The sequence below is a fragment of the Dermabacter vaginalis genome (assembly GCF_001678905.1).
Classification (GTDB): domain Bacteria; phylum Actinomycetota; class Actinomycetes; order Actinomycetales; family Dermabacteraceae; genus Dermabacter; species Dermabacter vaginalis.
Genome location: NZ_CP012117.1, coordinates 450,122 through 471,788, shown reverse-complemented (window position 1 = coordinate 471,788; position 21,667 = coordinate 450,122). Strand labels below are relative to the sequence as shown.

The window sequence follows — 21,667 nt, the reverse complement described above, 5'->3', positions numbered from 1 at the left end:
TGAGCGCGACGGATGCAGTGCATCATCACTTGGGATCTCTCCGCCAACGCCACCGGGCGGCGTAGGCGCAGAAATCACCTCGTTACCACCCTTGAGCCTAACGCACACCCGTACTCCGCGCTAGACCCCATTTCCCTCTCGTGAGCAATTCCAAAAATCGCCACCTACCAGGCCTTTCGTTTCACATTTCGCCACGAGGATGAGCAGTGGGAGCACATCTCACCTTTTATTTTTTCATCACATTCGCCTCAGTGAGATCCGCACGGCGCGCCTCGACGTCGACTCCCACGATTTCACCCGTGGCGCGCGCGCTCTCGAGCACCGTCTCAAACATGCGATCCCACCGGGGCTTCTCGGGAAGCGAGCATGCAAAAGATTCAGAGACTCCGACGGCTCTCACCTGCTGAAACACCAGGCTCCGCGCATACCGCGGCGCGCCCGCCTCGCGCCACAAATCCGAAGCGACTTCCACGATTCGCGGCGCATACGGGGCGAGCAGTGGAGTAAGAGTCGTGCGGAGCTCCACGTCAACGCCGGCGCGCGCAAGTGCGAGAAACGAGCGCCGCGAGTTTTCCCAGGATCGGGCGGGCCCCCGCCCGGCGGCGGGAATTCCGACGGTTGCCTCGAAAACCTCGGGCGGAGCTTTAAGGTCGAAACCCACCCAATCCACGAGGGGGCCGCCCGCGGCATTCACGAGTGCTTCGATGCGTGTAGGGAACGCGCCTCCCGTGTGAAGACCGGCGCGAAAGCCGAGGTCGCGAACCTCCTCGAGCGCGGGGATGAGCGCGTGCTGCATTGTGGCTTCCCCTCCGGAAAACACGACACCGTCGAGAAGGCCACGCCGCCTGGCCAGCAGGTCGCGAACCTCGCTCCACGACACCGTGCCCGGCGTGCGCGGATCGAGAATCGCCCGATTGTGGCAATAGCTGCACCTCCACGGGCAGCCCTGGAGAAACAGGGTCGCCGCGAGCGTGCCGGGCCAATCCACGGTTGAAAGGGGCACGAGGCCCGCGATTCGCAGATCCTCCGCCGCAGGCGGGGTGGAGCGTGCGCTCATGCAGTCACGACGGTTGCCGAGCGAGCGTCGGAACCCGTGATTTTCCCGTGGTTTCCGGCCGCGCTTTCCGTGAAGAATGTACGCTCTTCGAATTCGCCCTTTTTCCCGATATTGAACGAGCTTACCGGCCGGTGATAACCCATGACACGCGTCCATACTTCGCATACGTCGCCGCATGTGGGGCACTCGTGGTGTTCACCCTTGAGGTAGCCGTGGCTCGGGCAGATCGAGAAGGTCGGAGTAATCGTGAGATACGGAAGATGGAAGTTCGAGAGGGCGCGCTTCACGAGCTGTTTCGCGGCCTCGGGCGAACTCATTTGCTCATTCATGTATAGGTGCAGCACGGTGCCGCCGGTGTATTTGGTTTGCAGCTCGTCCTGCCATTCGAGTGCCTCGAACGGATCCTCGGTGGCGCCCACGGGAATCTGCGAGGAATTCGTGTAATACGGATTTTCATCCGTGCCGGCCTGGAGAATACCGGGGAAGCGTTCACGATCGGCTTTCGCTAGGCGATACGTTGCACCTTCCGCCGGAGTGGCCTCGAGGTTATAGAGGTTCCCCGTCTCCTCCTGGAACTGCACCATCTTTTCGCGAATATGGTCGAGGATGCGCACGCACATCGCACGCCCCGCATCCGTCACGAGGTTCTCGGTGTCGCCCGTAAAATTGCGCACCATTTCGTTCATACCGTTCACGCCGAGCGTCGAGAAGTGGTTGCCGAGGTGGCCCATGTAGCGCTTCGTATACGGGTAGAGTCCGCGATCGATGAGCTCCTGCACGGTCGCGCGGCGCTTTTCGAGCGTGTCTTTCCCGAGTTCGAGGAGGCGATCGAGAGCGTTCACGAGCGCGCGCTCATCTCCCTTGTGAAGGTAGCCGAGGCGCGCCATATTCATCGTGACCACGCCGATCGAGCCAGTCAGCTCGGCGCTGCCGAATAGACCGTTGCCGCGCTTGAGGAGTTCGCGAAGATCGAGCTGAAGGCGGCAGCACATCGAGCGAATCTGCCCGGGGTCAAGCTCCGAGTTGATGAAGTTTTGGAAGTACGGGAGGCCGTATTTCGCCGTCATCATGAAGAGGCGCTCGGTGTTCGGTGCATCCCAGTCAAAATCGCGCGTGATGTTGTAGGTGGGAATGGGGAAGGTAAACACGCGACCATTGGCGTCCCCCTCGGTCATCACGTCGATGTAGGCGCGATTGATGAGATCCATTTCCTCTTGCAGTTCGCCGTACGTAAAATCGCACACCTCGCCACCTACAAGCGGGTATTGCTCCTTGAGGTCCTCGGGGCAGTTCCAATCAAAGGTGAGATTCGTGAACGGACACTGGCTTCCCCAGCGGCTCGGCACATTGAGGTTATAAATGAGCTCTTGCATGTTTTGACGAATCTCGTCGTAGCTCATGTCGTCGAGTCTCACGAATGGCGCCATGTACGTATCGAATGAACTAAACGCTTGCGCGCCAGCCCACTCGTTTTGCAGCGTGCCGAGGAAGTTCACGATTTGCCCGCATGCGCTCGAGAAATGCTTCGGCGGGGCCGAAGCGATCGCCCCCGGCACACCATTGAATCCCTCTTGAAGAAGGGTTCGCAGCGACCAGCCCGCGCAGTAGCCCGTGAGCATGTCGAGGTCATGAATATAGATGTCCCCCTCACGGTGCGCTCGGCCCGCCTCCTCACTGAAAACCTCGTCGAGCCAGTAGTTCGCCACGAGCTTGCCCGCAGAATTGAGCACTAGCCCGCCCACGCTGTAGCCCTGATTCGCGTTCGCATTCACGCGCCAATCGGCGCGAGCAAGATAATCGTTGATTGTGGAAATCGGGTCCACAAGGGTGCGCTCAGGTTTCTGGCGTGCGGGCATGGTGCGCTCCTATCGCAAAAAGGGTGGTGTGGCTGTATGCGCCGATGGGGCCGCGGTGGCGCCGCTCTCGACTGCCCACCCAGATTCCCCCGGAGACGGAACATCTTGTGGTGCGACACGCGGTGGCCACAATATGTAGTGGTTTCAGTGACGGTGTCAGCGGCACAGATCGGGACGAGCGTCCCGGAGGTGGGTCGTCGCGCATCCAGATTCATGAAAGTGGTGAATAACCGCGTTAGATGATTGCTTTTCGACGCGAGGCGGCGATTTTTCACCACTTTCGTGATCGCAGATCTCGGGAAGCAAGCATCAGCAGGTGCCGATTCCAGCGGAGGCTGGGTGAGCTGGGTTGACGCAATAGGTGGCGCAGAGTCCCCGAACTTCCACGGAGTAGGCCGATAGACTTGTCGAGGAGCGCCGGCCCCTCCCAGCAAAGGACCTTCCCGTGGCACTTTTCGGCAGAAAAAAGACTTCCTCGCCAGCGAATTCTCCCGAGAGCGCCCGCACGAAAAAGGAGCGCGTGCAAGACGCGCAAGCGTCGGACCCACAACCCACGACACCCCCCGCAGCCGAGGTCACCCCACAGGGGGCGCCGCCCGGAACCGCGCCCGCGCCGCGCACCCAGCTCCCACCCGAAGAGCGCCAAACGCACGCCGCTCCCCTGCCCGCACACGAGCGCGGCTCCATGGCCGCACCACCTCAGGCCACCGACGAGCAGACGCCAAGCCGCCACCTCACGACCAGCTTCGACCTGCGTCTTGCCCGCTATGGCGACGATCTTCGGCGCGGCCTCACCATGATCTACGGCGAAAAAGCCAACGACACCTTCGAACGCGTCCTCGGCATCGTCGCGAAGGCGATGGTGGAACGCAGCGAGGACCTGCGCACCCTCGACGAGCAGCGCCTCCTCTCCCCCGATTGGCTGCAGGACCCGCGCCAGCTCGCTTACGTGGCCTACGCCGATCGCTTCGCGGGAAACCTGCGCGGCGTGGAACAGCACCTCGATTACCTCGAGACCCTCGGCGTCACGCACCTCCACCTCATGCCGCTGCTCGAACCACGCGAGGGCAATTCCGACGGCGGTTACGCGGTCAAGGATTACGGCAAGGTGCGCGCTGATCTTGGCACAATGGACGACCTCGAATCCCTCGCCTCGGCGCTGCATAAGAAAGGGATGAGCCTCGAGCTCGACCTCGTTCTCAACCACGTGGCGAAAGAACACGAATGGGCCGAGCGCGCGAGGGCCGGCGAGGACAAATACCTCAAGTACTTCCTGACATTCCCCGATCGCACCGAACCCGACGAATGGGAAAAATCCCTTCCGGAGATTTTCCCCGACTTCGCGCCGGGCAACTTCACGTTCGACGAAACGTTGCAGCGTTGGGTGTGGACCACCTTCAACGACTTCCAGTGGGACCTCAATTGGGCAAACCCCGATGTGTTCTGCGAATTCGTGGAGATCATCTGCGCCCTCGCCAACCGTGGCGTTGACCTGCTGCGGCTCGACGCGATCGCCTTCACGTGGAAGCGCAAAGGAACCGATTCGCAGAACCTGCCGGAGGTACATTTCCTCACGCGCGCCTTGCGCGCGGCGGCCCGCATTGCCGCTCCCGCACTCGCGCTCAAAGCCGAAGCGATCGTGGGCCCCCAAGACCTCGTGGGCTACCTCGGCGTGGGCGAACACGCCGGCAAGCTCTCCGACATGACCTACCACAACAGCTACATGGTGCAGCTGTGGAGCGCCCTCGCCTCACGCGACACCACTCTCTTGCGCGTGGCGCTCGCGAAGTTCCCGCCGAAACCGGCGAACACGACATGGGGAAGCTATGTGCGCTGCCACGATGACATTGGCTGGGCCGTCACCGATGCCGACGCCGCCGAGGCCGGCCTCGACGGATTCGCGCACCGCGCTTTTCTCTCCGAGTTCTACTCCGGCACCTTCCCCGGCAGCTTCGCCGAGGGCCTCGTGTTCCAGCACAACCCCACAACCGGCGATAAGCGCATAAGCGGCTCCCTCGCCTCGCTCGCAGGGCTCGAAAAAGCGCTGAAATCGGGGCGCGAGAGCGACATCGCCCTCGCGATCGACCGCATCACCCTCCTACACGCCGCCATGCTTGGCTTCGGCGGGCAGCCACTGCTTTATATGGGCGATGAGCTCGGCATGCTGAATGACCCCCACTGGGCATGCGACCCCGCCCACGCCGATGACAACCGCTGGGTGCACCGCCCCCGCATGGACTGGGAACTCGCGCGGGAGGCGCTCGCGCAGGTCGACGAAGGTCAAGGCTCGAGTGCGAGCGCGGAGCTGGGTTCGGGTTCGGCTTCCCATCCGACGCCTGCCGCCGCACAAGTGCTCTCCCGTTTCGTGCACCTCGTCAGCGTGAGAAAGGGCCTGCCGCAGCTCCATGCGAGCGTGTCCTCCACAGCGGTGGCGGCGCCAGATGCGCGGCTCCTCGTTCTTCATCGCGACCACCCGCTCAGCGAAATGCTCGAGGTCTTCAATATGAGTGAGTACCCGGTGCCGCTCAATCCGACGTTCCTCCGGGAGTTCGTGGGGTCAACGCCGCGCGAAGCGATCGCCGGCGTCGAATGGGACCTCGACGTGGACCAGGTCATGATTCAGCCCTATGCCACATTGTGGTTCCTTGGGCCGGAGCGGACAGCCCCGCAAAAGTAGTGCCTCTTTCCGCTACACGCACCTCAGGGCAAAGAACCCTGACTCCGCCCCAAGATTCGGAGCATCGCCCCGCGCACACGCACACTGCTGCCCCAGCACAAAGGAGCGACACTTCGGGAGGCAACGTCGACGGCATCCCATCGCTGGAGATCCAACGAAAACTGAGAAGCCATCGAAAGGCGGCAAAAAGGGCGCCAATTACTTGCAGCGGAAAACACTTTAATAACGAACCAGTTCGTCGACATCCGTCATAACTATGGTCTACCAAGCGGTCCGCACTTGCATATTTGTCGCTTGCGGTGCGCTGAAAACATCACACCTGCGACCCAAAGTCGCGCCGCGCGCCCCTCCGCCGCCGCCAAGGGGGTCGCCAAGTCGTGCCCTTAACCACAATGTTGCGCAGGCCATGTCGACAAACCCAAACCCCTGATCGACCCATTACCCCGCACCTTTACCACCTAAACTCAAAGGCGCCCTGAATGCCGAGTCTCACCCCTCTCGCCTACTACACGAACACTTAGCGTACGCAAATCGCGACGCCCCTCACGTGAACATTCCGTCAACCACCGAAAGAAGGGACTTAACTCCCTAGAAAAAGATCGCCGTGAAGGTGTAGCGTCAAAGAGTCGGACAGAGTTGTGCCGACGAGATTTTCTCCAATGCAAGGAAAGTGAAAATGCTCAGCAGGACTATCGGAGTCAGTGCCGCACTTCTCGGCTCTGACACCACGATCCACCCGATCCCCGGCTATGAACTCACCGCACTCCAGGGCGGCGACCTCGCGAACATCTCCGCGATCATCCTCGATCAGGACGATATCGACGCGGGCAAGGTTGCCGAGATCAACGATTACGGCTTTGGCATTCCCGTCTTCGCTGCCGTGAAGAGCACCAAAGACACGACCAACCTCGAAGGTCTCCACGGCGTTATCGCCCTCGACGACCTCCAGGGCGACTACTTCGCTCGCCAGGTTGCTGCTGCCGCCGACAAGTTCGAGGACGAGGTTCTTCCCCCGTTCTTCGGTGCACTCACGAAGTACTACAACCGCGGCTTCTCGCCGTTCGACTGCCCCGGTCACCAGGGCGGCCAGTTCTTCCGCCAGCACCCGGCCGGCCGCCGCTTCTTCGACTTCTACGGCGAAGAGCTCTTCCGCACCGACCTTTGTAACGCTGACGTCGCCATGGGTGACCTCCTCATCCACGACGGCCCGCCCGTTCAGGCAACCGAAGCTGCCGCTCGCATCTTCAACGCCGACAACACCTGGTTCATCCTCAACGGCACCTCGTCGTCGAACAAGGTTGCCATCAACGCTGTTGTGGGCCCGGACGACCTCGTGCTGTTCGACCGTAACAACCACAAGTCGAACATCCACGGCGGCCTCATCATGGCCGGCGGCAAGCCCGTCTACCTCGAGACCGCACGTAACGCGTTCGGCCTCATCGGCGGCATCGACGAGCACTGCTTCGAAGAGGACTACATCCGTGAGCGCCTCGAGAAGGTTGCCCCCGAGCGTGCAAAGGAAGAGCGTCCGTTCCGCCTCGCGATCATCCAGCTCGGCACCTACGACGGCACGATCTACAACGCCCGCCAGGTTGTCGACAAGATCGGTCACCTCTGTGACTACATCCTGTTCGACTCCGCATGGGTTGGCTACGAGCAGTGGATCGACATCATGAAGGAAGGCTCGCCGATGCTCCTCGAGCTCGACGAGAACGACCCCGGCATCCTCGTGACCCAGTCCGTGCACAAGCAGCAGGCTGGCTTCTCGCAGGCCTCGCAGATCCACAAGAAGGACTCGCACATCAAGGGCCAGGATCGGTACGTGAACTTTGACCAGTTCAACAACTCGTACATGATGCACGCCTCGACGAGCCCCTACTACCCGCTGTTCGCCTCGCTCGACATCAACGCCAAGATGCACGAGAACGGCGCCGGCGAGAAGCTGTGGGACGAAGCCCTCAAGAACTCGATTGAGGCTCGTAAGCTCATCCTCGGCAACCTCAAGATGCTCAAGCCGTTCGTCCCCACCGAGGTTGACGGCAAGCCTTGGGAGTCGTACGACACCGAAACCATCGCCTCGAACCGTAAGTTCTTCGAGTTCCACCCGGGCGAGCAGTGGCACGGCTTCGACAGCTACGTTGAAGGCCAGTACTTCGTTGACCCGATGAAGCTCCTGCTCACCACGCCGGGCCTCATCAACAAGACCGGTGGCTTCGAGTACGAAGACTTCGGCATCCCGGCCAACATTCTCGCGAACTACCTGCGTACGCAGGGCATCGTCCCCGAGAAGTGCGACCTCAACTCGATCCTGTTCCTCCTCACCCCGGCGGACACGATCCAGAAGTACTCGAACCTCGTCGCAGCGCTCCGCCGCTTCGAAGAGGCCGTCGAGAACGACGTCCCGCTGCAGGACGTTCTCCCGGAGATCTACGCTGCGCACGAGGACCGCTACCGCGGTTACACGATCCGCCAGCTCTGCCAGGAGATGCACGACTTCTACAAGAACCGCACGGTTGCGCAGCTCCAGAAGGACATGTTCCGCGAGGAGAACTTCCCGAAGGTCGAAATGACCCCGCAGGAAGCAAACGTCGAGTTCATCCGCGGCAACGTCGACTACCTGCCGATCGAAGAGTGCAAGGGCCGCGTTGCGGCCGAGGGCGCTCTTCCCTACCCCCCGGGTGTCGTCGTGGTTGTTCCCGGTGAGGTCTGGGGCGGCCCGCAGTACGACTACTTCATGGCACTTGAAGAGGGCATCAACCAGCTGCCCGGTTTCGCTCCTGAGCTCCAGGGCGTTCACATGGTGACCGAAGAAGACGGCCGCCAGCGTGCCTACGGGTACGTCATCCGCAACAAGTAAAGGCTGCCGGACCAAGTCCGGTATGCGATAGGGCGAAGAGCGTCCGCGTGGTTTTTCCAAATCGCCACGCGGACGCTCTTCTTTTGATTCACCGTTTCAAAAGCATTCGAAAGTCAGAATCGCGCTCCACACTAGAACTAGGCGTCTATTTTTATACTCTTCATTCGCCTAGATGTCGCTACGCATAAGTAACCATGGATGCGACTTTACGACGTAAGACAGGTAACACGATTGCATGAATTTACTGTTACACTGAGCGTGTTCCTTACCTAGGAACAAAGTCACAACATCAAGAGAGAGAGATCATCGTGTCTGAGCTCAATGCTGGCCCCAACGCGGGCGTCGAGACCCAAACTACCGCTGACCAACGCGCGGTGCGCATGGGTAAGCGGGCCGACATGCTCAAGCAGGAAGAGCGACTGCCTTACCCCGTCGGTGTGGAAAACACCACGACGATCCAGGCCGTCCTCGAAAAGCACGGCGATCTCGAGGGCTCCGAGGTCAAGAGCGGCGACATCGTCGGCATTTCCGGCCGCGTCATTCACGTGCGTAAGACGGGCAAGCTCGTCTTCGCCGTTCTGCAGGCGGGCGATCATTCGCGACTGCAAGCGATGCTCGTTGAAAATGCAGTGGGCGAGCAAGCCTTTGAAGATTTCAACCGTCTTGTTGATATTGGCGACCACATCTTCGTTCATGGTGAAATTGGCACCTCGCGAACTGGCGAGCTTTCCATCTACGCTGATCGTTGGGAAATGGCATCCAAGTCCCTTCGCCCACTGCCCAACCTCCACACCGACCTCAGCGACGAGATGCGAATGCGTCGCCGATATGTCGACCTCATCGTCAATCCCGAGGCCCAGCGCATTGCACGCCTGCGCACCCGCGTCATCCAGGCTCTTCGCGACACTTTCCGTGAACGCAACTACATCGAGCTTGAAACTCCGATGCTTCAGGTTGTGCCCTCGGGCGCGTCCGCGCGCTCTTTTGATACGCACATGAACGCGTTCGATATGCAGGTTTCTCTCCGAATCGCACCTGAGCTCTTCCTGAAGCGTGCGGTCGTGGGGGGCCTCGATCGAGTATTCGAGATCAACCGCAACTTCCGAAACGAGGGCGCGGACTCGACCCACTCTCCCGAGTTCACCATGCTCGAATGCTACGAGGCGTATGCCGACTACAACGTCATGGCCAACCTCGCTCAGGAACTTATCCAGAATGCTGCCATTGCAGCAACAGGATCGACTTTGGTCACCCTTGACGATGGCACCGAGTTCGATCTGGGCGGCGAGTGGAAGCGCATCGATCTCTACGAAAGCATCTCCCACTATGCCGGCGAAGAGATCACCCCTGAGACTTCGGCGGAGCACCTCCGCGAACTCGCCCGCAAGTTCGAAGTGGATGTCGACGAAGAAACACTCGGTCACGGAAAGCTTGTGGAAGAGATTTGGGAACACCTCATCCCTGCCGAAGAGCTGTACAACCCCGTGTTTGTCATGAACTACCCTGTTGAAACTAGCCCGCTTACGCGCGACCACCGTGATCGCCCCGGAGTTGTTGAAAAGTGGGATCTTTACATCCGCGGGTCTGAAATTGGCACCGCCTATTCCGAGCTCGCCGATCCCGTCATCCAAAGGGAGCGGTTCGTTCAGCAGGCTCAACTTGCCGCCGGCGGCGATGAAGATGCTATGCGTTACGACGAAGACTTCTGCGATGCGATGGAATTCGGGTTCCCGCCGTCAGGCGGCATGGGTATCGGCATTGACCGTGTTCTGCAGACCATCACCGGTTTGGGGATCCGTGAAACAATTCTTTTCCCGCTCATCAAGCCGATCGAGAACTAGGGCAACAAACGGGTAAAGAGCCGAGTCTTGATGACCAACTAGCTCTCTGCCCGAACAGCACCGGGCCACCGCGGGTAGACCATACGCGCCCCTACGGTGGCCCGGTTACCACTTATCAGAGGATAATCTGCGCCCCTTCCAAACTCGTTTGGGCGACCGTAAACTCGACTCGCAACCAGAATTGAGAAACTCAGACCTTATTGATATGATGGATCAATCGCGCCATTAGCTCAGTTGGTTAGAGCAACTGACTCTTAATCAGTGGGTCCGGGGTTCGAATCCCTGATGGCGCACAACCAATCCCCATCGGTCTTCCGGTGGGGATTCTCCATTTCTACGCGCCTACCACTCACTGCCGAGGCGAGGACTAAACACCTAAAATCACTTCTCACGACATCACAACATACCTCACGGCGCTCTCGCGGCAGGAGTGCCCACGTTTCTCTCCTCGTCGGTGCCGACATCAATCAATGTTGCCGCCGCATGCTCTTCAGATCGCCCCAACAAGACAAAACTTCACTCGCAAACCTTCAAGGGCTTTCCGATCGACTTCTCCCCACGCGTCTGTCCCTCGTTAGGAACAAGACATGGGTTAGACGCCTTCCTGTCAATGACAGCCAAAATTGCACCCGAGTGGTAGAGAAGCGACGATGCTTATCTTCTCGTCGCACTCCCCCCTTCACGACCCGTGGGGAAGTGCATAAGAGGCTTAAGTAAACCCGGTGTGAAAGCACCAGGCATCAGGATCGACCGAAACGCCTTATCGAGATCCAAAAGACTGGAACTAGTTCGTCAAAGAGGCGGCGTTGCTAACACCATTGGGCGAGGACGAATATCTCTCAAAGGCCGAGCCGCCTAAACACAGCCCAATAACGCTTTCTCCATACTCGTGCTGCAACTTACCTGCCCGCATACGGCGCAACCCAACCGGCATTACCTCTGTGAGGCTTGAATAGACGTCTGGGAACAGCACAAAAACACAAGGTGCTAAGACAAGTGCGGTAGTGCATTGATTTCCAATAGGCAAATGGACCCAAGGCACATAAAACCGTCCCACCTGCAGGAGCAATTAGCAGGTGGGACGGTAGTCGCTAACGGGGATTACAGCTCAAACTACAAACCAGAGCCAGAGCTGAAACCGTTCCGAGAGGCCAACTCAAGCCGATGCTGGATTGAGCCCAGACGGGGATTGCTTAGCCTTCTCAATCTCTTCGTGAACCTTGTCATTGTCGCTCTGTCGACCGTCAAGCAGCCGCGGAGCGAGGACACCGAACAGGGTCCAGCCGAAGAACGTGACGAGCGCGCCACCCATCATGGCCTGCTCCCCAGCGGTGAACAGCGAGTAAAGCGAGTACAGAGCTGCGATAAACGCAAGAACGTTGACAACACGTGCCTTGCTGGACGGAACTCCCGAACGCTTCTGCAGAATCTTGACTGCACCCATCGAAAGGAGGTAGGGAATCAAGTTCGTGATAACCGCAAGGTTGACCAGAACCTCGAACTGTTCAGCAAGGCTCGGGCTCATCGTAAAGAACGAGAGGAGGGTCTGAAGACCCGTAATGATGCACATGCCGATAATCGGCGCACCAGCCTTGGTGACATGGTTGAAGATCTTGGGGAGTTGCCCAACCTTCGCCATCGAACGCGCCACCTCGGCGATGGTGAACTGCCACCCGAGCAGCGAGCCAAAGCAAGCGATGACCATGAGGGCAGTGATGATGCGACCAACGGTCGGGTTGAACATGTGAGCGAAGGCCAGACCGAACGGGCCGTTCGATGCAGCGAGTTCCTCGTGGTTCACGATACCCGCGACAACGTTAGTCGAAAGGATGTACATGACTGCGGCACCGAGGGTACCGCCCATAACAGCAATCGGAACGTTCTTTTCGGGGTTCTCGACAGCGTCAGAGTTAGCCGATGCGGACTCGAGCCCCAGGAAGGCCCACAGTGTCATGGCGATCGACGACGAAACAGCCTTGAAGAAGCCAAGGTCATGCGGGTTCCAAGCAGCGGTCCAAGTCGACGGCGAGAACCAGAACCAACCAATGATGCAGATGCCGAGAACCGGGGCAATAACGCCCCACACGGTAATTGAACCGATCTTGCCGGTAATGCTGGCACCGCCGAAGTTAAGAACGGTCGCGAGCCACATCGTGGCGATGGCGAGGCCACCCACAATCAGAGGACCGTTGCTCATGCCTGACGTATCAATATCGAAGAGCGTAAGGCCGTAGCCAACAGCCGAGATAGCGATAGCAATGTTGGCAATGCCGAGCGAGAGAATGTAGGTGTAGTTGGCCATGAACGAGCCGGACTTACCGAAAGCGTATTCGGCATAGCCGCCCATCCCACCAGCGTTTCGGCTGTAACGACCAAGCTTGGCAAAACAGTACGCAAGAATTGTCGCACCGCCGGCGGTAACAATCCAAGAAAGGATCGAGATTGTGCCGATTTGAGCAAGCTTCGTAGGAAGCATAATAATGCCGGAGCCCATCATGTTAACCATCGTGAGGATGGTCAACTGCACAACTCCCATTTTCTTTTGAACTGGTTTATCGTTCATGTTTCAAATCTCCATAGTCAGGGGTGGGGCCGGGGGCCTCCGCGGCCCCACCCCTTTGAAAAATTATTTAGTTTTTGACTACGTAGGCGTAAGCTCGCGTCGAGCCGTCGTCTTCGTTCACCATGTGCACACCCTGGAGCTCCGGCGCGAAGCCGGGAAGCACATTGATGCCCTCTTCAAGTGTGAGGAAGTACTTGAGTTGGGCACCACCCCACACCTCACCGGGCACAACACAGATAATGCCCGGAGGGTAAGGTAGCGCGCCCTCAGTTGCAATTCGGCCCTCAGCCTCGCTGAGCGGGATGAGCTCGACGTTTCCGGCAATGAGCGCAGTGTTCGCATCGCGCGCACTGATTTCACTCTTTGGCAGCGTCTCTTCTCGGAACATTGCCCGCTGAAGCTTCGCAACTTCGCGCTCTTTATAGAAGTCGTGCATCTCCTGGCAGAGCTGGCGAATAGTGTACCCGCGGTAACGCTTTTCATTTTCAGCGTAAACTCGCGGAAGCACCTCGGCCAACGGTACATCCTCTTCCAGCATTTGTTCAAACTGAACAAGCGCAGCTACCAATTCCTGCATCTTCGGAAGGGTTTCCGCTGGAGTGATAAGGAAGAGAATAGTGTTAAGGTCACACTTTTCGGGGATGATTCCAAGCGTACGCAGGTAGTTCGCGAGGATATTGACAGGGACACCGAAGTCTTCGTACTCGTAACCGTCCTCAGTGTTACGAACACCCGGAGTGGTCAAAAGGAACTTCATCGGGTCAATGAAGTACTGACCTTCCTCATACGACGGGAATCCGTGCCAAGTTTCTCCCGGCTTGAACTCGAAGTATTCACGGCTTGCCATGATCTCTTCGGTCGGGGTGTCTTCCCACTTCACACCGTTGACGGTCGGCGGCAGGAACGGACGAATGTACTTGCACTCCTTCAGAATCATCTTGCGCGCTTCGATCGAAACACGAAGTGCCTCTTCCCAGAGCTTCTCACCCGAGCCACCAGCGTGAATGCGTGCGTTAACGTCCAGCGAAGCGTACATTGGATAGAACGGGCTGGTCGAAGCATGCATCATGTAAGCGTTGTTAAAGCGATCGGAATCGCAGTAACGAGCCTGGTCTTTGATGTGGTTGTCCTTTTTGTGGATCTGCGAAGCCTGAGAGAAGCCCGCCATACCCTTGTGGACCGACTGGGTAACGATGATGCCAGGATCATTTTCGTTGAGTTCAAGAAGCATCGGCGACGACTGCTTCATGATCGGGATCCACTGTTCGTAGCCAACCCACGCGGAGTCGAACAGCACGTAGTCACAAAGGTGCCCGATTTGATCGATGACGCGGCGAGCGTTGTAGATCGTGCCGTCGTACGTACCAAGCTGGAACACCGCGAGGCGAACGGGGCGTTCAGCCTTGGCGCGCTCCGGGTCAACCTTCGCTACACGCTCACGAATGTAGTCTTCGTCGAAGCAATGCGCGTCGATACCGCCGATCAAACCGAACGCATTGCGTTCAGTCTCAAGGTAGACAGGCTTGGCATCCGCCATAACGAGGCTGCCATGGTGGATCGACTTGTGGTTGTTGCGGTCGAACAGTACGACGTCTCCAGGCGCGAGGAGGGCGTTCAAGACAACCTTGTTCGAGGAGGAAGTGCCGTTGAGAACGAACCAAGTGTCGTCAGCGTGGAAAACCTCGGCTGCACGGTCAAGCGCTTCCTCAGGGGCGCCTTCGTGGATCAGGAGGTCGCCAAGCGCAACGTCCGAGCTGGAAAGGTCGGTGCGGAAGAGATTCTCGCCATAGAATTCAAAAAACCGGCGACCTGTTGGGTGCCGGCGGAAGTACTGGCCGCCATGGTGGCCAGGGCTCGGGAAGTTCGAGTTGCCGAGATCGCGGTAGTCCACCAGGGCCTCAAAGAAGGGGGGCAGGATCTCGCGGTCGTAGCGGCGCGCGAACTTTTCGACTTTACGTGCGTAATATTCGCTCTGAATACGGTCTTTGGTGATCACGTCATCGATTTCACCTTTGCCAATGAGGTCTTTACGCTCGGCCGACACGCACGCAATAACCGGGAGACCCCAGCCAAGCTCCTCGACCTCTTTACCCTTGCCGTCTTGGACGTCCTCTTCGGAAAGAACGACCACAGCAGCATCGGTGAGATCGCTTTCGCTGAGAGCCACAACCTGGCGCTCGGTTGGGAACCAACGTTTATAACTTTCAGCGAGCGCGTCGCTGACAACTACGTTTCCGTTTTTCACTTCAATCCCTCGGCAGAGCCGGGGCCCTTTCTGACGATACGGATTTGTTTCATTGTTCAACCTTTCACCTAGATGGCTAACCCGCCCGGGTTCTAGGCCTCAAGGTCTAATGAAATCCTCACACAGATGACACCGGAGCACCAGGACGCTGGTCCCGCGAGTTGGACGAAGTTGACAACCCGTCCCTTGGGGACGCCTCACTTTCGCCAATCTGCACCCACCGCCCCCTAAAGCCCACAGTCACCCCGCATCGTCCACCGCACCGATCTGAGAGCGCCCCAACCGCCGTGTGACACTGAACTCTTCAGTGGTTCGCGACACACCCACAACGATGTTCCCCACACCGACGGGCCGCGCGGTCACTCGTTCAGATATACTGGATCCATAAACTAAAGATTTAAGACGGTGTATAGAGATGTCGTGGAGAGCGCGCTGGGCTGCCCTAGCTGTCGTTCTGTTGCCAGTTTTCCTCATCAGTATCGATGTCACGGTTTTGAGCATCTCGCTCCCGGGCATCTCGCAGGATCTCCATCCGTCGGCCAACGAACTTCTATGGATCGTCGATTCATACTCGTTTGTGCTCGCGTGCCTGCTCATCCTCATGGGCAAGTTTGGTGACAGCTTCGGGCGTCTTCGTTTATTGATCTGGGGTTCCGTGATTTTTGGCGCGGCCTCGGTGATGTCGGGATTCAGCACGTCGGCCGTCATGCTCATCATTGGCCGCGCCCTTCAGGGCTTCGGCGGGGCGACCCTCATGCCGTCGACCCTCGGCATAATTCGCCATATTTTCCAGAAGCGATCGGAGAGGCGCCTCGCGCTCGCGCTGTGGTCGGCGGCGTTCTCGAGCGGTAGCGCAATCGGGCCGCTGCTCGGCGGCATCTTGATCGAGGTAGCGAACTGGCGGTACGTGTTTTTCATTAACGTGCCGATCGTCATCGCGTTCGTCGTGCTCGCGAAGCTCTTCGTTCCGGAATCGGATCGCGAGGAGTCCGAAAGGATCGATCTCCTCTCCCCCGTTGTGCTGATCGCCTCAATTTTTGCGCTCGTGCTGAGCTTCAAACTTCTCATCGAGGACTTTGCTCTTTGGCAGGTGGGACTGCTGGTCGTGGGGGCCTTCGGCCTCGCACTTTTCTGGCGCCGCCAGTACCGGGTCGAGAACCCGATTCTTGATGTGGATGTGGTCTCGGAGCCAACGTTCCGTTCGGCAACGCTCATTAACGGCATCGCGTACTTCATCACGATTGGCACGTTGTTCTTCTTCCCGCAGTACCTCATGGTGGTCTCGGGGCTCTCGCCGATCGAGGCTGGCCTGTGGGCATTGCCGATGGTGGTCGCAACGATCCTCGGTGCTCTTATTTCCCCGATTTTCGCCAGAAGGTTCCGGTCGAATCAGCTCGTTGCGCTTGGGCTTCTCACGTGTGGGCTTGGCTGCCTCACGGTGCCGCTACTCGTGACGGTGCATTTCGACCCGTTCTTCTACTTCCTGTGCACCTTCCTCATCGGTCTCGGCATCGGGTTCGCGGAACCGCTCACGAACGACACGATTTTGTCGTCGGCTCCCGATAAGGAAGCCGGTTCCGTATCGGCGATCTCCGAGACGGCATACGAGCTTGGCGGCGCTCTCGGCACCGCGGTTCTCGGTGGCGTGGGCATGCTCGCGTATCGGCTTTCGCTGTCCGCACGAGAGTCGGGGCTAGGGGTTTCGGATCAGGTGCTCGCGGAAGCGAAGCAAACGATTGGTTCGGCTGCGGTGCTTGCCGAGCCGGGAAATTCCACGAACCCGGATCTCGCATGGACCCTTGCGAAGGCTTCGTTCGTGGATGGGCAGAATGCGGCGATGTATCTCGCGGGTCTCGCGGCTTTCGCCGCCGCGATTATCGCGCTTCGCGGCATGCGCGCTGAACTCCATTTGAAGCTCCAGGACAAGCTCGGCACGAAACCGCCCCAGAAGTCCCCTGACCTGCAGTAAAGGACTTTTCAACACAGTTTTGGTGCAGGTCTTTGCTCTAGGCTGCGGCCATGGCTATCGTCGATAAACCCACCCCTGCTGATTACCCCGCTATCGCCGTTATTGCCCGGGATCTTTTGCGCGCCTCGGATCCCTCAGAGGCATTCGATGGCACCGACCTCATCAACACTATTGAGGCGGGCCATCCGGCAATGGTGATCCGCGAACACCGCAGCACCGAGGAAGATCCGGCCCCGGTGGTGGCATTCGCAATGGTGCACGATCACGCTCGCGGCCGCATCGATGCGAAGTGGGCTGTGCGCCGCGGCGATGAGTTTTACATTGCGCACGCGGCGCGCTGCCTCGAATGGGTGGAGAAGCAAGCCCGAGCGCTCGGTGAAAAGCGCGGCGAAGAGGGCTTTGTGATTGTCACGGAAGTTGGCCCCTCCGATACCATTCGCGCGGAGGCTCTCACCGACGCCGGTTTTGCGAAGGCGCGCACGTGGGTGGTCATGGACCAGGATATTCCGGCACGCATGCGGGAAATTCACGATCGGGAGTCCGACGCCGCCCGGGCACCCCGCGTGGCTGAGAATGTGCGCGTGCGCACCCTCGCCCAGGAGGAAGATCGCCGAGCCGCGCACACGGCTCTTGAGCACGCTTTCGAGGATCACTTCAACCACTTTGAGGAAAACTTTGACGAATGGTGCGAGCGCACGAACCTCTATGCACACCACGAATGGGATCGTGACCTCCTCGCGGAGCTCGTTCCCGAGGACGGCTCCGAGCCCGTGGTGATCGGAACGCTCATGACCTCATGGCTGCCCGAGTCGAACACGGCCCATGTCGAGTACCTCGGCGTGACGCGTGAGGGGCGCGGTAAGGGGGCGGCGCATGCCCTTCTCGACGCGTTCTATGCGCTTGCGACCGAGCACGGCTTCGCGAGGGGCGAGTTGTTCGTTGATGCCGATTCCCCCACGGGTGCCAACCTCGCTTACGAGAAGATGCATTGGCGCCCGGACTTCCGCAAAGAAACGTGGCACAAGGAGATTACTCTCTAGGCCGGTAGCGCACTCAGCTCGGCCGCATAGAAGAGCGGGCCCTCCCCATCTTGAACTGCTCCCCATTAGTTGGACTGAGAAATCAGTTACCGACTAGTGGGGAGTAGTTTTCTTTGAGAGCACGAAGTTCGCTGAGTGAGCATCAGCGCGAGCAGCTGGTTGAACTGTTTGAGCAAGGCATGGGCTCTCAAGCCGCTGCGAATGCTCTTGGTGTCTCCAAATACGCCGTCCGTAAGTTCTATCGTCGGTTTAAGCTGCATGGCAGGCTATGTCTTGTGGAGAAACCGACTAAGCAGCAGTATTCGTTCGACATCAAGAAGGAAGTTGCCGAGCGCCACCTTGCTGGTGAGACAGCGATGGATCTTGCGCGCGAATTTGGACTGTCATCAGAGCAGTTAGTCAGAGCGTGGTCGTGGAAATGGCGCAAAGGTGGCGATGAGGCACTAATGCCGAAGCCGAAGGGCAGGCCCAAAGGCTCGGTCGCGCCGAAGCCGCTCTCGGAGGAAGAGAAGCTGCGTCGCCAGATCGCACGGTTGGAAGCGGAAAACGCCTATCTAAAAAAATTGCGGGACTTGAGGAATCAGGGACGCGCCTGAAAGTCCAGGCGATTGTCATCCTCAAGTCACAGCATCCTCTGCAATACCTTTTGGATGCGGCAGATATGCCGAGATCGACGTTCTTCTACCACCAGAAACGCCTCAGCGAGCCGGATAAGCACGCTGCGCTCAAAGACGCGATCCGGGAAAGCTTCGAGCGTAACAAGTATCGCTACGGCTACCGGCGAGTGCTACTTGACCTGCGCAACCAGGGGTGGGTGGTCAACCACAAGCTCGTCTACAAACTCATGTGCGAGATGGGGCTTCGAGCGAAAGTCCGCCAGCGCAGGCCATATGTGTCCTACAGCGGGACGAGCAGCCACATTGCCGACAACACGCTTGACCGCAAGTTCACCCCAGATAAGCCCAATACCGTCTTTGCCAGCGACGTCACCGAGTTCAGGGTCGCAGGCCGCAAGGTCTACCTGTCACCGGTGATGGATCTGTTCGACCGTTCAATCGTTGCCCACACCGTGGCTACATCGCCGTCGACAGCGTTCACCGCCGATTCGTTAGCTAAGACGATTAACACGTGTGCGCCTGAACCTGGGTGGATGATCCACACCGATCAAGGTTTCCAGTACCAGCATTCGACCTGGCGCAACCTCATTCATGACAACGGTGGTGTTCAGTCGATGTCGCGTAAAGCCAACTGTTACGACAACGCGGTCATGGAGAATTTCTTCGGGCACTTGAAAACCGAGATGTACCACGGAGAAGTCTTCGACACCGTCGCAAAGTTCAACCAGGCGATCGACGAGTACATCCAGTGGTACAACACCGAACGCATCCAACAACGACTCAAGGGCCTGACCCCGATGCAATATCGAAATCAGACCCTTGAAGCCCTAACCGCCTAGAATTAAACCAGTCCAACTTTCGGGGGCCAGTTCATCTGGGGCGGGCCCGCTCTTTTCTTGGGTTTACTCCCACTCGATCGTGCCTGGCGGCTTGCTCGTCACGTCGAGGGTCACGCGGTTGATGTCGTCGACTTCGTTCGTGATGCGCGTCGAGATCTTTGAAAGCACGTCGTAGGGAACTTTCGCCCAGTCGGCGGTCATCGCGTCGTCAGACGTCACGGGGCGCAGCACAATCGGGTGACCGTAGGTGCGGTGGTCGCCCTGGACGCCCACGGAGCGCACGTCGGCAAGAAGCACGACGGGGCACTGCCAAATGTCGCGGTCGAGGCCAGCGAGGGTAAGTTCTTCGCGCGCGATGGCATCGGCGGCACGGAGCGTGTCGAGGCGATCCTTCGTCACCTCGCCGATGATGCGAATGCCAAGGCCCGGGCCGGGGAACGGCTGGCGCCACACGATCTCGTCGGGAAGGCCAAGCTGCGAGCCAACGGCGCGCACCTCGTCCTTGAAAAGCTGGCGAAGCGGCTCCACAAGTTCGAAGGTCAGATCGTCGGGGAGACCGCCCACGTTGTGGTGGCTCTTGATGTTGGAGGTGCCATCGCCGCCACCCGACTCGACAACGTCGGGGTAGAGCGTGCCCTGCACGAGGAAGGCCTTGCGGCGCGCCTCGCCGCCATCAACAACTCCCTGTTCACGCAGGATATCTTCCTGCGCCTGCTCGAACACGCGGATGAATTCGCGGCCGATGATCTTGCGCTTTTGCTCTGGGTCGGTAACGCCCGCGAGCGCGGTGAGGAAGCGTTCCTCGGCATCGACCACGACAAGCTTTGCGCCACCCGTAGAGCCGCTGAAGGCACGCTCGATCTCTTCGGATTCGCGAAGGCGCATGAGGCCGTGGTTGACGTACACGCACGTGAGGCGGTCGCCGATCGCACGCTGCACGAGGGCCGCGGCAACGGCGGAGTCGACGCCGCCGCTCAGGGCGCAAATGGCGGTGCCGTCTTCGCCGATCTGGTTGCGGATCAGCTCGACCTGTTCGTCGATGACGTTGGACATCGTCCATTCGGGCGTGATGCCGGCGCCGCGGTAGAGGAAGTTCTCGAGGATTTCTTGGCCGCGCTCCGAGTGCTTGACTTCGGGGTGCCACTGGACGCCGAAGATGCGCCGTTCGCGGTTTTCGAAAGCCGCAACGGGTGAGCCCGCGGAAACAGCGATCACGTCGAAACCGTCGGGTGCTTTGTGCACGCTGTCGCCGTGGCTCATCCACACGTTCTGGTGGAGATCCTGGCCCGCAAGCAGAACGGAATCGCCCTGGATTTCAGTGAGCAGGGTCGCGCCGTATTCGCGCGTGCCCGTGGGGGCAACCTTTCCACCGAGAGCCTGCGCAATAGCTTGGAAGCCGTAGCACAGGCCGAGAACGGGGATGCCCGCCTCGAGGAGCGCGGGGTCGAGCTTCGGGGCGCCATCGGCGTACACGGAGCTGGGGCCGCCGGAGAGAATCAGCGCTTTCGGGTTCTTCGCGAGGATCTCGCTCGCGCTCATCGAGTTCGGGACGACCTCGGAGTAAATGTTCGCCTCGCGCACGCGGCGCGCGATGAGCTGCGCGTACTGCGCACCAAAATCGACGACGAGGACCGGGTCTTGCTGGGTGCTGAGCTGGTTGTCGTTCATCACGCTCTCCATCCTAATGTGCGTACTACTGGCCCGCCGCATCGCCAAGCGTGGGGCGCTCGGCGAGATCGCGCTCAACCTTCGCGTGAGTCCAGCGCTCGCCGAAGAAGCTCAGCACGGGGATTACGCCGAAAAACATCAGAAGGAGCATCCGCTCCAGGCCCCAGCGCATCTTGCTCCACAGGTCAAACGCGAGCACGACGTAGATCATGTAGATGAGCCCGTGGATGGGGCTCCACGTTTTCGAGATCGTTGCCCACAGGTCGCTTTGGCCTCCGTACACGAGGTAGCGCATGATCATGATCGCGACGAGAATCAGCAGCGCGACGCCTTCCACGATCGAGGCCACCCGAAAGCGGGCGAATGACGTGCGGATCTGAGTTTCATCGAGCGGCTTGCGAGCCACGGGGCCTCCTTGCGGCACTGACAGGGACGGGA

The 21,667-nt window shown here is 59.3% G+C and carries 11 protein-coding genes, 1 tRNA gene and 1 pseudogene; 7 read left to right on the top strand and 6 right to left on the bottom strand.

The features are described 5' to 3' along the window. Window positions 1-226: 226 nt before the first annotated feature. Together DAD186_RS01890 and DAD186_RS01885 are read right to left on the bottom strand one after the other, a co-directional pair. Complete coding sequence (locus tag DAD186_RS01890; protein WP_065247275.1) at window positions 227-1,057, bottom strand: anaerobic ribonucleoside-triphosphate reductase activating protein; 831 nt, start codon at window positions 1,055-1,057, stop codon at window positions 227-229. Beyond that, window positions 1,054-2,913: a ribonucleoside triphosphate reductase gene (locus DAD186_RS01885; protein WP_065247274.1), complete on the bottom strand. Its 1,860-nt coding sequence runs from the start codon at window positions 2,911-2,913 to the stop codon at window positions 1,054-1,056. Before DAD186_RS01885 ends, DAD186_RS01890 begins: the two co-directional genes overlap by 4 nt. A 445-nt stretch (window positions 2,914-3,358) precedes the next feature. On the opposite strand from DAD186_RS01885, the gene DAD186_RS01880 reads away from it, so the two are divergent. From DAD186_RS01880 to DAD186_RS01865, 4 genes are all read left to right on the top strand, one after another. Beyond that, window positions 3,359-5,590 carry an alpha-amylase family protein gene (locus DAD186_RS01880; protein ID WP_236886271.1) on the top strand — a complete coding sequence of 744 codons (2,232 nt, stop codon included), beginning with the start codon at window positions 3,359-3,361 and terminating at the stop codon, window positions 5,588-5,590. Between the two features lie 676 nt (window positions 5,591-6,266). After that, window positions 6,267-8,447, top strand: coding sequence for an ornithine decarboxylase (gene speC, locus DAD186_RS01875; protein ID WP_065247273.1), 2,181 nt, complete (start codon window positions 6,267-6,269; stop codon window positions 8,445-8,447). Window positions 8,448-8,755: 308 nt separating this feature from the next. Continuing rightward, window positions 8,756-10,288, top strand: coding sequence for a lysine--tRNA ligase (gene lysS, locus DAD186_RS01870; RefSeq protein ID WP_065247272.1), 1,533 nt, complete (start codon window positions 8,756-8,758; stop codon window positions 10,286-10,288). A 219-nt stretch (window positions 10,289-10,507) separates the two neighbouring features. Further along, window positions 10,508-10,581 (top strand) — tRNA-Lys (locus DAD186_RS01865). A gap of 863 nt (window positions 10,582-11,444) precedes the next feature. Here the strand turns inward: DAD186_RS01865 and potE are convergent. Further along, window positions 11,445-12,851 carry a putrescine-ornithine antiporter gene (potE, locus tag DAD186_RS01860; protein WP_065247271.1) on the bottom strand — a complete coding sequence of 469 codons (1,407 nt, stop codon included), beginning with the start codon at window positions 12,849-12,851 and terminating at the stop codon, window positions 11,445-11,447. 67 nt (window positions 12,852-12,918) lie between these two features. Beyond that, entirely contained in the window at window positions 12,919-15,096 is a 2,178-nt protein-coding gene (gene speC / locus DAD186_RS01855) for an ornithine decarboxylase (protein ID WP_065247270.1), read from the bottom strand. A gap of 415 nt (window positions 15,097-15,511) precedes the next feature. Here speC (DAD186_RS01855) and DAD186_RS01850 point away from each other — a divergent pair, with 415 nt between their 5' ends. The 3 genes and pseudogenes from DAD186_RS01850 to DAD186_RS10800 all read left to right on the top strand — a co-directional run bounded on the left by DAD186_RS01850 (window position 15,512) and on the right by DAD186_RS10800 (window position 19,561). After that, a complete protein-coding gene (locus DAD186_RS01850) occupies window positions 15,512-17,065 on the top strand; it encodes an MFS transporter (RefSeq protein ID WP_065247269.1) in 1,554 nt (517 codons plus the stop codon). Window positions 17,066-17,115: 50 nt separating this feature from the next. After that, window positions 17,116-18,105: a GNAT family N-acetyltransferase gene (locus DAD186_RS01845; RefSeq protein ID WP_065247268.1), complete on the top strand. Its 990-nt coding sequence runs from the start codon at window positions 17,116-17,118 to the stop codon at window positions 18,103-18,105. A gap of 159 nt (window positions 18,106-18,264) precedes the next feature. After that, window positions 18,265-19,561 (top strand): annotated as a pseudogene (locus DAD186_RS10800) (IS3 family transposase). 63 nt (window positions 19,562-19,624) lie between these two features. Here DAD186_RS10800 and guaA read toward each other — a convergent pair. Together guaA and DAD186_RS01825 are read right to left on the bottom strand one after the other, a co-directional pair. Then, window positions 19,625-21,229, bottom strand: a complete 1,605-nt coding sequence (gene guaA / locus DAD186_RS01830; RefSeq protein ID WP_157457067.1) for a glutamine-hydrolyzing GMP synthase — start codon at window positions 21,227-21,229, stop codon at window positions 19,625-19,627. A 25-nt stretch (window positions 21,230-21,254) separates the two neighbouring features. Beyond that, complete coding sequence (locus DAD186_RS01825) at window positions 21,255-21,635, bottom strand: DUF3817 domain-containing protein (RefSeq protein WP_065247266.1); 381 nt, start codon at window positions 21,633-21,635, stop codon at window positions 21,255-21,257. Window positions 21,636-21,667 lie beyond the last annotated feature (32 nt).